This window comes from Micromonospora sp. DT41, assembly GCF_049841715.1.
Taxonomy (GTDB): Bacteria; Actinomycetota; Actinomycetes; order Mycobacteriales; family Micromonosporaceae; genus Micromonospora; species Micromonospora profundi.
On record NZ_JBNCKU010000017.1, the window covers coordinates 67397 to 81887 of the forward strand.

The 14491-nt window shown below is 73.4% G+C and carries 16 protein-coding genes; 8 read left to right on the forward strand and 8 right to left on the reverse strand.

All coding sequences use genetic code 11. From position 1 onward, the window contains the following. The first annotated feature begins 176 nt into the window (after positions 1-176). A complete protein-coding gene (locus tag ACLQ23_RS26055; RefSeq protein ID WP_425881228.1) occupies positions 177-626 on the forward strand; it encodes a hypothetical protein in 450 nt (149 codons plus the stop codon). Here the strand turns inward: ACLQ23_RS26055 and ACLQ23_RS26060 are convergent. After that, positions 623-835, reverse strand: a complete 213-nt coding sequence (locus tag ACLQ23_RS26060) for a hypothetical protein (RefSeq protein WP_167945003.1) — start codon at positions 833-835, stop codon at positions 623-625. The two genes, ACLQ23_RS26055 and ACLQ23_RS26060, sit on opposite strands and share 4 nt — an antisense overlap. Before the next feature lie 158 nt (positions 836-993). Here ACLQ23_RS26060 and ACLQ23_RS26065 point away from each other — a divergent pair, with 158 nt between their 5' ends. Beyond that, the gene (locus ACLQ23_RS26065) at positions 994-2265 is read left to right on the forward strand and encodes an MFS transporter (protein ID WP_425881229.1); all 1272 of its coding nucleotides are present in this window, start codon (positions 994-996) and stop codon (positions 2263-2265) included. Here ACLQ23_RS26065 and ACLQ23_RS26070 read toward each other — a convergent pair. From ACLQ23_RS26070 to ACLQ23_RS26085, 4 genes are all read right to left on the reverse strand, one after another. After that, positions 2220-2477, reverse strand: coding sequence for a hypothetical protein (locus ACLQ23_RS26070; protein WP_053653440.1), 258 nt, complete (start codon positions 2475-2477; stop codon positions 2220-2222). The two genes, ACLQ23_RS26065 and ACLQ23_RS26070, sit on opposite strands and share 46 nt — an antisense overlap. Before the next feature lie 108 nt (positions 2478-2585). Next, positions 2586-3047: an SRPBCC family protein gene (locus ACLQ23_RS26075; RefSeq protein ID WP_053653441.1), complete on the reverse strand. Its 462-nt coding sequence runs from the start codon at positions 3045-3047 to the stop codon at positions 2586-2588. 53 nt (positions 3048-3100) lie between these two features. Continuing rightward, positions 3101-3517: a DUF2795 domain-containing protein gene (locus ACLQ23_RS26080; RefSeq protein ID WP_053653442.1), complete on the reverse strand. Its 417-nt coding sequence runs from the start codon at positions 3515-3517 to the stop codon at positions 3101-3103. Positions 3518-3600: 83 nt separating this feature from the next. After that, complete coding sequence (locus ACLQ23_RS26085) at positions 3601-4587, reverse strand: YihY/virulence factor BrkB family protein (RefSeq protein ID WP_167944999.1); 987 nt, start codon at positions 4585-4587, stop codon at positions 3601-3603. Positions 4588-4755: 168 nt separating this feature from the next. Here ACLQ23_RS26085 and ACLQ23_RS26090 point away from each other — a divergent pair, with 168 nt between their 5' ends. Continuing rightward, entirely contained in the window at positions 4756-5157 is a 402-nt protein-coding gene (locus tag ACLQ23_RS26090; RefSeq protein ID WP_053653486.1) for a ChaB family protein, read from the forward strand. 51 nt (positions 5158-5208) lie between these two features. Here ACLQ23_RS26090 and ACLQ23_RS26095 read toward each other — a convergent pair whose 3' ends face one another. Then, on the reverse strand, positions 5209-6642 hold the full coding sequence (locus ACLQ23_RS26095; protein ID WP_053653487.1) for an aldehyde dehydrogenase family protein: 1434 nt from the start codon (positions 6640-6642) through the stop codon (positions 5209-5211). 72 nt (positions 6643-6714) lie between these two features. On the opposite strand from ACLQ23_RS26095, the gene ACLQ23_RS26100 reads away from it, so the two are divergent. After that, positions 6715-8322 carry a phytoene desaturase family protein gene (locus ACLQ23_RS26100; RefSeq protein ID WP_053653444.1) on the forward strand — a complete coding sequence of 536 codons (1608 nt, stop codon included), beginning with the start codon at positions 6715-6717 and terminating at the stop codon, positions 8320-8322. A 77-nt stretch (positions 8323-8399) separates the two neighbouring features. On the opposite strand, the gene ACLQ23_RS26105 is transcribed toward ACLQ23_RS26100, so the two are convergent. Beyond that, the gene (locus ACLQ23_RS26105) at positions 8400-9167 is read right to left on the reverse strand and encodes a polyprenol monophosphomannose synthase (protein WP_053653488.1); all 768 of its coding nucleotides are present in this window, start codon (positions 9165-9167) and stop codon (positions 8400-8402) included. Positions 9168-9309: 142 nt separating this feature from the next. After that, a complete protein-coding gene (locus ACLQ23_RS26110) occupies positions 9310-9759 on the reverse strand; it encodes an SRPBCC family protein (protein ID WP_053653445.1) in 450 nt (149 codons plus the stop codon). A 156-nt stretch (positions 9760-9915) separates the two neighbouring features. Between ACLQ23_RS26110 and ACLQ23_RS26115 the strand changes: the two genes are divergently transcribed. The 4 genes from ACLQ23_RS26115 to ACLQ23_RS26130 are packed head-to-tail and all read left to right on the forward strand — an operon-like array spanning position 9916 to position 14490. Then, positions 9916-11610, forward strand: a complete 1695-nt coding sequence (locus tag ACLQ23_RS26115) for an HAD-IIIA family hydrolase (RefSeq protein ID WP_425881230.1) — start codon at positions 9916-9918, stop codon at positions 11608-11610. After that, entirely contained in the window at positions 11607-12581 is a 975-nt protein-coding gene (locus tag ACLQ23_RS26120; protein WP_167944995.1) for a glycosyltransferase family protein, read from the forward strand. Before ACLQ23_RS26115 ends, ACLQ23_RS26120 begins: the two co-directional genes overlap by 4 nt. Next, positions 12566-13783, forward strand: a complete 1218-nt coding sequence (locus ACLQ23_RS26125; RefSeq protein WP_334550205.1) for a glycosyltransferase — start codon at positions 12566-12568, stop codon at positions 13781-13783. Before ACLQ23_RS26120 ends, ACLQ23_RS26125 begins: the two co-directional genes overlap by 16 nt. Continuing rightward, a complete protein-coding gene (locus ACLQ23_RS26130) occupies positions 13780-14490 on the forward strand; it encodes an SIS domain-containing protein (RefSeq protein WP_334550263.1) in 711 nt (236 codons plus the stop codon). The genes ACLQ23_RS26125 and ACLQ23_RS26130 overlap by 4 nt, the downstream gene beginning before the upstream one ends. Position 14491 lies beyond the last annotated feature (1 nt).

Genomic DNA, 14491 nt, shown 5'->3' on the forward strand with positions numbered 1-14491 from the left:
AGCGGATCGGCCTCGGCCGCCCGGCGCTTGTGGCTGGTGCCACCGGACGACCCCGGGCTGGCCGCGAGGGTTGATCCGGCACAGACGGGGCAGCAGGAGAGGCACCGGGCACCAGGGCACACGGAGACGGCCGAGCACGACGACACGAACACAGAGACACAGGCACGGAGGTACCGATGGCGCGACAGGCGGACGGGCCGGACGAGCAGCACCGGCGGCCCGAGGGGGTCAGTGACGCGACGGTGGCAGCGCTCGGCAAGCTCAGCGAGGCGCTGGAGTGCGTGGAGCGGGCCCGGGGGCACCTGTATTCGCTGCACCAGCTGATCGGGCACGCCGACCTGATGCTCGACGACGCGGTGGAGCAGTTCCGCGCCGCCGGCCATCCGCAGATCGCCGAGCGCATCGACGCCGAACTGCTGGGCCGCAACGTGATCGCCGGACGGTGGACGTTCCAGATCGTCGAGGACTTCGACGACGGCTACCACGCGCTGTTCCGGGAGTTGGACCGGCAGGCCCGTGACGAGCTGGTGGGTGGGCGACGTCACCTGTACGAGGCGGAGATGAAGGAGCGCCGCCGTAGCCGGGGCCGGCCGGGGCACGAGGCCCGGCCGGGCGGCGAGGGCTAGTCCCCGGTGGTGGCGCCGGCCGGCCGGCGGCGGGCCGCGTCATCGGCGATGATCACGGTGGCCACCATGAGCGCGACGCAGACACTGAACAGCCACGACTCGTCGGAGACGAGCCAGGCCGACACGGGCGCCTGCAACGCGGCGAGCAGGAAGCCGAGCCAGGCGAAGCGGCGCTGGCGCGGAGAGAGGATTCCGGAGCCTTGATGCATTCCGAAATTCTTACGCGAACCCGCCCGCTTGCCGTCACCCGATCGGCCGATTCTGGATGAGCTGTCCGCTTTCTCGACCGTTCGGACGACAGTTGCCGTCGCGCCCGACGGCCGCCTGCCATCGCCGGTAAACTGCCGCTGCGGCAGGATGGTGCCTCGTGTCTTCCGCGCCCACACCGCCCCGCGCCTCGCTGCTCCTGCTGGCCTATCTCGGGTTCGTCAGCCTCGGCCTGCCCGACGGGCTGCTCGGCGTCGGCTGGCCGTCCATCCGGACGGACTTCGACGTCCCGACCGAAGCCGTCGGGCTGATCCTCACTGCGGGCACCGTCGGCTACCTCACCTCAAGCGTGCTTGCCGGCTTCACGCTGGCCCGGCTCGGCGTGGGCGCGCTGCTGGCCGGCAGCACCCTGCTGGCCAGCCTGGCGCTCACCGGTTACGCGCTGAGCCCCGCCCTGGCCGTGATCGTGGGCTGCGCGCTGCTGCTCGGGCTGGGCTCCGGCGCGATCGACTCCGGTCTCAACGCGTACGCCGCCGGCGCCTTCGGCCCGCGCCACATGAACTGGCTGCACGCCTTCTTCGGCCTGGGCGTGGCGATCGGACCGCTCGTCATGACGGCGGTCCTGAGCGCCGGGTTGAGCTGGCGGTGGGGGTACGGCATCGTGGCGGCCGCCCAACTCGTCCTCGCCACAGCGTTCGCGCTCACAGTGCGGGCCTGGCAGCGCCCCGCCCCGACCCCCACGCCGGGCGACGAGACGTCCGCGCCGGTGGTGCGGGTTCCGGTCCTGGCCACGCTCCGTCTGCCGGCGGTGTGGTCCGGAACTGTCGCCTTCACGCTGTACGTGGCCATCGAGGTGTCCGCCGGGCTGTGGGCGTTCCTGCTGCTGACCGAGGGACGCGGTCTGAGCGCGGCGGTGGCCGGCGGCTGCGTCTCCGCGTACTGGGGAAGCCTGTTCGTCGGCCGGCTGGTGCAGGGCGTGGTGGCCGAGCGGTTGGGGCCTCGGCTGGTCCTGCGGGCCAGCCTGGCCGGCATGGTCGTCGGCGCGGCGCTGATCGCCGTACCCGGGTCGGCCGCGCTCGCCGTCCTCGGTCTGGTCGTTGTCGGCTTCGCCGCAGCGCCGGTGTTTCCGCTGCTCACCCTCACCACGGCCGAACGGGTCGGCGCGGAGCACGCGGACCGGGCCATCGGGCTCCAGATCGGCGCCGCCGGCCTGGGCGCGGCGCTCGTCCCTGCCGGGCTCGGCGTGTTGATCAGCGACACGTCGGTGCAGGCCCTCGGCCCGGCGCTCGTGGTGCTCGCGCTGGCTCTCGTCGTGCTCTACGAGCTGGGAGCCCACGGGCCCCGGGCCGGCGGGAAGCAGACAGCAGCGGGTGCGCCCGCCGGGGACTATCCGACGTCGGGGCCGGTGCGGCCGGTGGTCGACGGGCGGTAGGCGCGGTCCGGGTCGGTCGGCTCCCGGCCGGCGCCCTCGGCCTGGCCACCACGGTCCGCTGCCGCCGGCCCGTGCCCGAAAGCGGCCTCCTCGCCGGCGTCGTTGCCTGTCACGTCGTCGGCCTGCCCGTCGATGGAGGAGCCCGCCACGGCGCGCTCCAGCTCCTCGAGCGAAAGCCGTTCCTCGTTCCGCCACACCCTGTCGTCGGTCATGCCATCAGCCGTACCCGGGCGTGATGATCGCAAACTGGTCGGCCCGGCCGGAGAGACGGCGATGGCCGCCGGGAAACCCGGCGGCCATCGCGCGAATGCGTCTCACCATCACGGCTGCGGTCGGTCCACCGTGCCGCGCCAGGCGCCGGTCTCGTGACCGCGCCGCTCGATGTACGTCTTGAACCGCTCCAGGTCGCCCTTGGCCCGCCGATCGACGATTCCGAGCTTGTCGCCGGCCTGCTCGACGACCCCGTGCGGCTCGAACTCGAGTTGCAGGGTGACCCGCGTCTTGCTCTCGTCGAGCCGGTGGAAGGTCACCACACCGGCCTGCTGCGTGCCCCCTGTGGAACGCCACGCGACGCGCTCGTCGGGGAGCTGTTCGGTGATCTCGGCGTCGAACTCACGCTTGACGCCGGCGATGTCCACCGTCCAGTGGGTCATCGTGTCGGAGACCTGTCGGACCTCCTGCACGCCCTCCATGAAGTGGGGGAACTCCTCGAACTGCGTCCACTGGTCGTACGCGGTGCGGACGGGTACGGAAACCTCAACGTGTTCGGTAACGCCACTCATCAGAAAACCTCCTTCAGTCGCCGGTCGTCGTCAGGATCGGGGGGCGATCCCTCTTACCAGCGGGTTGTCTCGTTGCGGTGGCCGAGCGCGGCCCAGACCTCGGAGACGGTCTGATACTCGGTGCCTTCGGGCAGCCGTTCCAGCGCCGCCACGATGTCGTCAGGCGCCTCGTTCTCGCGGGCGCTGGCGATGAGCACCAGGCGGTCGCCCGGCAGCGCGCTCATCGAGATGAACCGGCCGAGCCGGCTGCGCTGCTCGACGTCCTCGGAACTCATCCCCTGCGGGGTGCCCGTGCGCAGGTCACCGGCCGGGGCCGTGGTGGCCTCCGGCTGGTCCTCGCCGGCCGGCTCCGGCACCCGGGACTCGTCGACCCGAGAACCACCGGTCCCCGGCCCCTGGACGAGGCCGCTGACCTCCTGGCTCATCTGCTCGTCGATCCTCGGTCCGTGCTTGCTGTTGCCACGCTCCATGCCTTTTGGGCTACCCGGGGCCCCGGCGGGTAAACCGGCACCGGGTCACGAACGTCCCCCCGGGGGCCGGCCCTGGCCGGACGTCAGGAGTCGTCGTCGGCCGGCTTGCGTGGCGGCAGCACCGGCTCCTCCGGGTCGGGGTCGCCGGCCTGCAACTGCCGGCCCCGCTGCACCTCGGCGTTGATCTGCACGCCCAGCATCAGGGCCGAGTTGGACAGGTAGAGCCACACCAGGAACGCGATGGCCGCGCCCAGACTGCCGTAGGTCGTGTCGTACGAGCCGAAGTTGGCAACGTAGAGGCCGAAGCCGAAGGAGACCGCCACCCAGGACACCAGGGCCACCGCTCCGCCGGGGGTGAGCCAGCGGAACCGGGGCTGGCGCACGTTGGGGGCGATCCAGAACAGCAGGGACAGCAACGCCATCATGATCATGGCGAGCACGGGCCACTTCGCCACACTCCACACCGTGCGGGCCAGGCCACCCGCATTGACCAGCTCGCCGACCGCGTCGGTCACCGGACCGCTGATGATCAGCCCGAGCGCCACCACCGCGAGCAGCACCAACGTGATCGCGGCCAGCCCGATCTGCAACGGCCGCAGCTTCCACACCGGCCGGCCCTCGGTCACTCCGTAGATCGCGTTCGAGGCGCGGGTGAACGCGCCGATGAAACCCGACGCCGACCAGAGCGCGCCGAGCAGACCGAAGCTCAACAGCGCCTTGGCGTTGCTCTGCTCGACCACCACGGCCCGGATCACCCCGACCACGCCGTCGTCGGCCACCACCGACCCGGCGCCCACCTGCCGGGCCAGGTCCACCACCGTGTCCACCGTCTGTTCGCCGCTGGACACCAGGCCGACAAGGGCCACCACCACGATTGTGGACGGAAAGAGCGCCAACACCCCGTAGTAGGTGAGCGCGGCGGCCCAGTCCGAGCAGTTGTCGGTGACGAAGTTCCGCACGCTGCGGACCAGCACCCCGCGCCAGGTCCGCAAGCTCAGCTGCCGGATCCGCCGAGGCACCCGAGCGCCGAGTGAGCCGCCGAGCGTCGTACCGGGCTCCGTGGTCGTCATGCCCGCTCCCTATGCCCCGGCCGCCGGATGACCGATCACCCGGTCGGGCCTGGCCGGTACCCGCGTGGCGAAATCCACAAACCCCGCCGTGCCGACGCCGCCCTCGGTTTGCCGCCCCGGGGTAGGGGAACGGTCACAGAGACCCTGTCCAACACGGAGGAGGACGAGATGCCCGGGCGCGAGGACATGCCCAGCACGCTGCGACGCTCCCCGGACAAGGCGCAGCGCACCTGGGAGAAGACGCACGACTCGGCGGTGGAGACCTACGGCGAGGGGGAGCGGTCGCACCGCACCGCGTTCGCCGCTGTCAAGCACCAGTTCGAGAAGGTCGGCGACCACTGGGAGCCCAAGGGCCGCAAGGGCCCGAGCGACAGGCAGGCCGCCGGCGGTGGCCCGGAGCGACGGGCACCCACAGCAGGTGGGGTGGACGCCAACGCCACAAAGGACCACCTGCTGTCGGTGGCCCGCGAGTTGGACGTGGCCGGCCGGTCCAGCATGACGAAGCCGGAACTGGTCAAGGCCATCGAGAAGGCCAACGACCGCGCCACCCGCAAGGCGCGTGGCGGCTAGTTGGCCCGACCGGTACGGGCGGGGGTGCCACCCCTGCCCACGCCCGTACGCTCACCAGTGGCCGCCGCCCGGCGCCTCGATGTGCACCGCCTTCGTAGCGGTGAACTCGTCGAGCAACTCCGGGCCGTACCCGAAGCCGTGCCCACTGGCCCGGCGTGGGTGCGCCGCACCGCCCGGCGCGCCGCCGAACACCGCGTTGACCTTCACGGTGCCGACCGGCAGCTCCCGCCAGGCGCGCTGGGCATGACTCATCGACCCGGTCAGCACCGTGGCGGCCAGGCCGTACGGTGAGTCCGCCGCACAGCGCAGGGCCTCGTCGAACGAGTCGACGACCACCACCGGCGCGACAGGCCCGAAGGTCTCCTCGCGTACCAGCGGCATGTCGTGGCGGCAGTCCGTGACCACAGTGGCCGGGTAGAACGCGCCCGGCCCGTCCGGCACCTCGCCGCCGACCAGGATCCGCGCGCCGTCGGCAACCGCCGTCGTCACCTGACCGTGCACGTGGTCGCGGTGCCGCCTGTCGACAAGCGGGCCCAGCTCGGTGCCCGGATCCCGGCCCGGCCCGACCCGCAGCGCGTCGGCGTGCCCCACGAGCGCTGCCACGAAATCCTCGGCCACCTGCCGGTGCACGTAGATCCGCTCCACAGCCACGCAGATCTGCCCGGCGTTGGCGAACGCACCGAGCGCGGCCTGACCGGCCGCCCACAGCGGGTCGACGTCCGCGTCGACGATCAACGGGTCACTGCCACCGTTCTCCAGCAGCACCTTCGCGCCGGTGCGGGCCGCGGCGGCGGCGATCGCCCGTCCGGTAGCTGTGGAACCCACGTGCGCCACCACGTCGACGTCCTGGGCGGCAAGCGCCGCGCCGACCTCCGGGCCGCCGGTGAGCAGCGACAGCACACCCGCCGGCAGCGCCTCGTCCAGGGCGCGGGCCAGCAGCCAGCCCGTGGCGGGCGTCCGCTCGCTGGGCTTGTAGAGCACCACGTTGCCGGTGACCAGTGCCGCGCCGAGCAGCCCGCAGGACACCGCCACCGGATCGTTCCACGGGGTGATCGCGGCCACGACACCACGCGGCTGCGGGGTCATGAAGTCCATCGCGTCCACCGCGCCGTGCAGGGTCCGCCCGCCGCGCAGCGGGGCCAGCTCCGCGTACTGTCGGAGGGTGCCGATGCCCGCCTCGACCCCGCCCCGCGCGTCCGCGAGAGGCTTGCCCATCTCGGCGGTCACCGCCGCCGCCAGCTCGTCGATGGCAGCCGCCACCGCGTCCGCCGCCCGATGCAGCGCCGCCGCCCGTTCGGCCGGCGCGGTCGCCGCCCACTCGGCCGCCGCCTCACGCGCCGCCTGCGCCGCCTTGCCCACCTCGTCGGCGGTGGCCACCGGCACCGAGCTGACCGGGGAGCCGTCCGCCGGATCGTGGACGACAAGTTCGCCGCCCGCACCGCCGGTGCCCCACACTCCGCCCACCAACTGCGCAACCGTGTACATGCGGCGCTGCATGCCCCGGCCCGGGGGAGGCAAACGCGTTTCGCCCGGTTGCCCGCCGGGTAGGCGGATCCGATGACCACCACCGGCGCGCAGAGCGCGGACGCCGTCGTCGTCGGGGCCGGCCACAACGGTCTCGTCGCGGCCAACCTGCTCGCCGACGCCGGATGGGACGTGGTGGTGCTGGAGGCCACAGCGGTGCCCGGCGGCGCGGTCCAGTCCGCCGAGGTGACAGCGCCGGGCTACCTCAGCGACCTCTACAGCTCGTTCTACCCCCTCGGGTACGCGTCACCAGTGCTGCACGAGCTCGGCCTGGACCAGTACGGGCTGCGCTGGCGTCACGCCCCCGACGTGCTGGCGCACCTGCTCCCCGACGGCCGGGCCGCGGTGGTCAACAGGGATCCGGACGTCACTGCCGCGTCGCTGGAGCAGTTCGCCCCCGGCGACGGCAAGCGCTGGCTCGACGCGTACGGCGACTGGCTCGACGTGGCCGACCCGATGCTCACGACCATCACCACCCCGTTCCCGCCCGTGCGCGGTGGGCTCGGCCTGCTGCGCCAACTGCGGATCGCGGGCGCCCTGCGGCTGGGCCGGCGCCTTGTGGTGCCGGTCCGCAAGCTCGGCGACGAACTCTTCGACGGCCCCGGCGGGCCCGCGCTGCTCGCCGGCTGCGCCCTGCACACCGACCTGTCGCCCGAGGAGGCCGGCTCCGGCGTGTACGGCTGGCTGCTGGCCATGCTCGGGCAGCAGGTCGGCTGGCCGGTGCCCGACGGCGGCGCACGGCGCATCACCGACGCGCTCGTGGCCCGGTTGCAGGAGCGCGGCGGCCGCATCCTCTACGGCGCCCGCGTCGACCGGGTTCTCACCGCCCGGGGTCGGGCCATGGGCGTACGCACCGACGGCGGCTCGCTCTGGCGTGCCCGCCGGGCCGTCCTCGCCGACGTGCCGGCACCGGCGCTCTACCTCGACCTCGTCGGGGCGGCAGTGCTGCCGAGCCGGCTGGTGGAGGACCTGGCGCACTTCCGGTGGGACGGCTCGACACTGAAGGTGGACTGGGCGCTCTCCGCGCCGGTGCCGTGGACCAACCGGCAGGTCGCCGGCGCGGGCACCGTGCACCTCGGCGCGGACCTGAACGGGTTGACCTCCTACGCCGGTGAGCTGGCCCGCGGCGAGCTGCCCCGGGACCCGTTCCTGCTGGTCGGGCAGATGTCGGTGGCCGACCCCAGTCACTCCCCGCCGGGCACCGAGTCGCTGTGGGCGTACACCCATCTGCCGTTCCGGCGGGACTGGCGGGCCGAGGACATCGCCGGGCACGTGGGCCGGATGGAGGACGTGCTGGAGGCGGCGGCGCCGGGCTTCCGGCAGCTCGTCGTCGGCCGGCACGTGGCCGGGCCCGCCGACCTGGAGAAGGGCAACCCGAGCCTTGTCGGCGGCGCGCTCGGTGGCGGCACCGCCGCCGCGTACCAGCAGCTGTTCCTGCGCCCGATCCCCGGCCTGGGCCGCGCGGACACCCCGGTGGACAGGCTCTTCCTGGCCAGCGCGTCGGCGCACCCCGGCGGCGGGGTGCACGGCGCTCCGGGCGCGAACGCGGCCCGTGCCGCGCTGGCCCGCGACCGCGCCCTCACCGGGCGGGCGTACGCGGCGGCCATCGCCACCGCCCATCGCGCCGTCTACGCAGACTGAACAACCCGGCCGGCCCGCCTCGCGGTGGTGCCGGTCGGGCGTGGTGCCGGTCGGGCGTGGTGCCGGTCGGGCGTGGGTCAGCCGGTGATGTTGCGGTGCTTGCTGCGCAGCCGGAACGGCATCAACGCGCTCTCGACCTTTGTCGCGGTGGTCATCTTGGAGACGCCGTCGCGCCGCTCCTCGAAGCGGATCGGCACCTCAAGGATGGTGTGCCCGAGCTTGGTGGCCAGGTAGTGCATCTCCACCTGGAAGCTGTAGCCGTTCGACTGCACCCGGTGCAGGCCGATGTCCTTGAGCGCGTCGGCCCGCCAGATCTTGAAGCCGGCCGTGAGGTCCCGGATCCGCACCCGCAGCAGCGTGTGCACGTAGAGGTTCGCCCAACCGCTGAGCGCCCGGCGGTACAGCGGCCAGTTCTCGTCCAGTTCGCCACCGGGCACGTACCGGGAGCCGATCACCACGCCCGCCTGGGTGGAGAGCAGCGCGCCGAGCATTCCCGGCAGCGCCTCCGGCGGGTGCGACAGGTCGGCGTCCATCTGCGCCACGAACTCCGCGCCGCCCTCCAACGCCCTGGTCATCCCGTCCACGTACGCCCGGCCCAGGCCCTCCTTGCCGGCCCGGTGCATCACCTCGATCCGCTCCGGGTGCTCGATGGCCAGCTTGTCGGCCACGTCGCCGGTGCCGTCGGGGGAGTTGTCGTCGGCGACGAGGATGCGCAGACCCGGCAGCGGCAGTGCGAGCAGCCGCTCGACCAGCGCCGGGAGGTTGCCCGCCTCGTTGTAGGTCGGCACCACGACGGTCAGGTGTGCGTCTCGCCACGGCGACGGCAGCTGGACGGGTTCGATCATGTCGGACATCCTCGGTTTGCGGACACGGCTACCCCAGAGGGTAGCCAGTTACCCGATCCGGATTGAAAAGGCTCCCCGCCCGGACACCGTCGCGCTGGCCGCGGGGCGTGGCGCGGGTACGCCCCTCGTCACCACGACCGCGTCACTGCGGCCCCTTCTGCCGGGTGGCGATGTCGGAGAGCCGGTCCAGCGTCTCCCGGTTACGCAGGTGCAGCACGAGGTCGTTGACCTTCGTACGGACCCAGCGCAGCGGGCCGGCGGCGAAATCCTCCCCGAGACGGACCCGGGTGGTGGCGCCACCGTCGACCGGTTCCAGGGTGAACGCCACGATCGCCTCGCCGGCGGGCCAGAGCCCGGCCCGCAGCACCAGGCGGTGCGGGGGCTCGCAGACAAGCACCGTCGAGGCGTCCTGCAACGAGAACGGCCACGGCCCCGCCCGGTGGTGCAGTTGGCTGCCCACCCGCGGCCAGGCGTCGTCCACGTCGCGGACGTGTGCCGTCCCGACCACCCAGTCGCTGTACGTCCACCCGTCGGCAAGTACGTCGAACACCTGCTGCGGGGGAGCGTCGATCACTTTCTCCACTATCGCCACTGGATTCCCATACCCGCGCCGCGACAGGGGCTAACGGGCAGGTCGGGTTAGCTTCTCCGGGGCTGCGGGTAAGGCCGACGCGGGGCACCGCGCAGTCGCCGCCCCACCGTGCCGGCGACGACGTTTACTCCTGAAGGCGTCGGGAACCCGCCGGCTGTGCGACAGGACCAGGATGATCCGTATCAGCGCAGGTCAGCCCGGGTTTATGCGGGTGCTGGCCGGGTCGCTTCCGGGTCTGTCTGGTCCCCCTCAGGCACTGTCGGGTCCTTTCCGGGCGTCCTGTACGACGCGGTGCTGCTGGACCGCGACGGCACCCTGATCGAGGACGTGCCGTACAACGGCGACCCGGAGAAGGTGCGGCCGGTGCCCGGAGCGCGGGCGGCGCTGGACCGATTGCGGGCCGCCGGGCTGCGCCTGGCCGTGGTGACCAACCAGTCGGGCCTGGCCAGGGGCTTTTTCAGCGAGGAGCAGATGCGGGCGGTGCACGCCCGCGTCGAGGAGTTGCTGGGCCGCTTCGACGCCTGGCTGGTCTGCCCGCACGACGACGCGGACGGGTGCGACTGCCGCAAGCCGGCGCCCGGTCTGGTGCACGCCGCCGCCCAGGAGTTGGGCACGAGCGCGTCGCGGTGCGTGCTGGTGGGCGACATCGGCCGCGACGTGGCCGCCGCGCTGGCAGCCGGCGCGGCAGGTGTGCTGGTGCCGACGCCGGTGACCCGACCCGAGGAGATCGCTGCCGCCGGGTGGGTGGCCGGCGACCTGCCGTCGGCCGTGGAGGAGATCCTGCGCCGCCAGGAGGCGGTGCGGCCCGTCCAGGTCGGTGAGCGGGTGGGCACGGCGCTCGTGGTGCGCTCGGACTCGGCCGGCGACGTGCTGGTGACCGGGCCGGCGATCCGCGCCGTCGCGGCCGGCGCGCAGCGGGTGGTGCTGCTGTGCGGGCCACGCGGGCGGGCGGCCGCCGACCTGCTGCCCGGCGTCGACGAGATCATCGAGCATCCGTTGCCGTGGATCGACCCCGCGCCGGGGCCCGTAGATCCGGCCGCCATGCGGACCCTGACCGACCGCCTCGCCGCCGTCGGCGCCGACCAGGCGGTGGTGTTCACCTCGTTCCACCAGTCCGCGCTGCCGCTGGCGCTGCTGCTGCGGATGGCCGGGATCGCACGGATCGCCGCGATCAGCGACGACTACCCGGGATCCCTCGTGGACATCCGTCACCGGGTGCCGGTGGGCGTACCCGAACCCGAACGCGCGCTCTCCCTCGCCGCCGCCGCCGGATTCCGACTGCCTGCCGGCGACGAACCAGCGCTCCGGCTCCGCTCCGACTCGGTGCCACCACGCCCGGCCGACACCGGCGAACCCGGCTACGTGGTGCTGCACCCGGGGTCCGCCGCGTCGAGCCGGGCGTGCCCGACCGAGCTGGCGGCCCGGATCGCCGGGGCGCTTACCGCCGCCGGGCACCGGGTGCTGGTCACCGGCGGCCCCGACGAGCAGGCCGTCACCGCGCGCGTCGCGGCGACCGGCGGCATCGACCTGGGCGGTCGGACCGACCTCGCCGGGCTGGCCGCGATCGTGGCCGACGCCGGGGCGGTGGTGGTCGGCAACACCGGCCCCGCGCACCTGGCGGCAGCCGCCGGGGTGCCGGTCGTGAGCCTCTTCGCGCCGACTGTCCCCTTCGGGCAGTGGGGGCCCTACCGGGTGCCCACAGTCCGGCTCGGCGACGCCGGCGCGCCCTGCCGCGACACCCGGGCGGCCACCTGCCCGGTCCCCGGGCACCCCTGCCTCAGCGGCGTCGACCCGGCCGAGGTGGTCGACGCGGTCCGGACGCTCACCGTCAGCGGTGGTGGCGGCCGATGAACATCCTGCTCTGGCACGTGCACGGCTCCTGGACCACGTCGTTCGTGCACGGCGCCCACCGCTACCTGATCCCCACGACACCCGACCGCGGCCCGTACGGCCTCGGCCGGGCCCGCACCTATCCCTGGCCGGACAGCGCCGTCGAGGTCGCCCCCGAGGACCTGCCGGACACCGACGTCGACCTTGTCATCCTGCAACGCCCGGAAGAGGTCGACCTGGCCGAACAGTGGCTCGGTCGCCGCCCCGGCCGCGACGTCCCCGCCATCTACGTGGAGCACAACACGCCGAAGGGCGACGTGCCCAACACCCGCCACCCGATGGCCGACCGCACCGACCTGCTCATCGCCCACGTCACCGGGTTCAACCAGATCTTCTGGGACACCGGCACCGCCCGCACCAGCGTCGTGGACCACGGCATCGTCGCGCCGGCCGTGTCGTACACCGGGGAACTGGACCGGCTCGCCGTGGTCATCAACGAGCCGGTACGGCGGGGACGGGTCACCGGCACCGACCTGCTGCCCCGCTTCGCCGAGATCGCGCCGCTTGACGTGTACGGCATGGGCGTCGCCGGCCTCGCCGACCACCTCGGGCTGCCCGCCGACCGGATCACCAGCCACGACGACGTGCCCCAGGACCGGATGCACGCCGAATTGGCACAGCGGCGCGCGTACCTGCACCTGTGCCGCTGGACGTCACTCGGGCTGAGCCTCATCGAGGCGATGGCGATCGGCATGCCTGTCGTCGCGCTCGCCACCACCGAGGCGGTGACAGCGGTGCCCCCGGAGGCGGGGGCCCTCGCCACCCGGATGGACACCCTGCTCGACGCCGCCAGCCGGTTCATCGCCGAACCGGCCGCCGCACGTCAGGCGGGCGCGGCGGCGCGGACCGCCGCGCGCGACAGGTACGGCCTCGACCGTTTCCTCGCTGACTGGGACCGGCTGCTGGAGGAGGAAGTATGCGGATCGCGATGATCTCGGAGCACGCCAGCCCGCTCGCCATCCTCGGAGGCGAGGATGCCGGCGGCCAGAACACGCACGTCGCGGAACTGTCCGCCGCGCTCGCCGCAGCAGGGCACGAGGTGCGGGTCTACACCCGCCGCGACGCCCCCGACCTGCCGGTGACCGTCCGCACCCCGGACGGGTACGACGTGGTGCACGTACCCGCAGGCCCGGCCGAGCCGGTCGTCAAGGACGCGCTGCTGCCGCACATGCGGGAGTTCAGCCGCTGGCTCGTCGAGCGGTGGCGGGGTGGCGACTGGGTCCCCGAGGTGATCCACGCCCACTTCTGGATGAGCGGTCTGGCGGCGCTGACGGCCGGCCGCCAGACCGGGGTGCCTGTCGTGCAGACGTACCACGCGCTGGGCACCGTCAAGCGCCGCTACCAGGGCGTGCAGGACACCAGCCCGGCCCGGCGCATCTCCTACGAACGGGAGCTGGGTCGTTCGGTGGACCGGGTCGTGGCCCAGTGCCGCGACGAGGTCGGGGAGCTGGTCCGGATGGGCGTACCCCGGTCGCGGATGACAGTCGTCCCCTCCGGGGTCAACCTCACCTCGTTCACCCCGCTCGGGCCGGCCGCCGACCGCGAGCCCGGCCGGGCCCGGATCCTAACGGTGGGCCGGCTCGTCGAACGCAAGGGCTTCCAGACCGTGGTACGCGCCATGGCGCTGGTCCCGGACGCCGAATGCGTGGTGGTCGGCGGGCCACCCGAAGGGCTGCTGGAGACCGACCCGTACGCCCGGCGGCTGCGGGCGCTCGCCGACTCGTGCGGGGTCGCCGACCGCGTCCACCTCGTCGGGGCGGTGCCTCGGGAGGAGATGGGCCGCTGGTACCGCTCGGCGGACCTGCTGGTCGCCGCACCCTGGTACGAGCCGTTCGGGTTGACCCCGCTGGAGGCGATGGCCTGCGGCGTACCTGTCGTCGGCACCGCCGTGGGTGGCATCCGGGACACGGTGGTCGACGGGACGACAGGTGACCTCGTGCCGGCCCGCGACCCGCACGCCCTGGCCACCGCCATCCAGCGGCTGCTCGACGATCGGATCCGGCGCTTCCGGTACGCCACGGCGGCGAGCGAGCGCGCCAGGTCGCGGTACTCGTGGGCGGCCACCGCGGAACGCCTTGCCGAGATCTACGGCGAGGTGGCGGCGGTACACCGGCCGACGCGGGTGGTGGCCTGATGCCGGCGGGCAGTCTGCTCGACACCCACCTGGACAACCTCGCCGCGGCGCTGACGCCGTACCGGCGGTGTGAGCCGCAACTGGCGCGCTGGGGCGCGGACCTGGCGCACCGGCTTGCCGGCGGCGGCCGGTTGCTGGTGGCCGGCAACGGTGGCAGCGCCGCCGAGGCCCAGCACCTCACCGCCGAGCTGGTGGGAAGGCTGCACGACGACCGTCAGCCGCTGTCGGCCATCGCCCTGCACGCCGAGACCAGCGCCGTGACCGCCATCGCCAACGACTACGGCTACGACGCCGTCTACGCGCGCCAGGTGCGCGCCCACGGCCGTCCGGGCGACGTCCTGCTGCTGCTCAGCACGAGCGGTGCCAGCCCCAATCTGCTCGCCGCCGCGCACGCAGCCCGCGAGGTCGGCCTCACCACCTGGGCGCTCACCGGCCCCGTGCCCAATCCCCTCGCGGACGTGTGCGACGAGGCGCTCGCCGTGCCGTCGGCCGACACCCAGGTCGTGCAGGAACTGCACCTGGTCACCAGCCACCTGCTGTGCGAGTACCTCGAACAGGAGCTGCCAGCCGCGCTCGCCGCCGTCGTACCCGCCGGTCCGGTGTCGGTCGAGCCCGCGCCGGCCGGTCGGCTTCCGTCCGGGGGGCCGGTGCGCACCGGTGTCGAGGTGGTACTCGACGGCGGTACGGGACGGCAGGTCGACGCGTGAG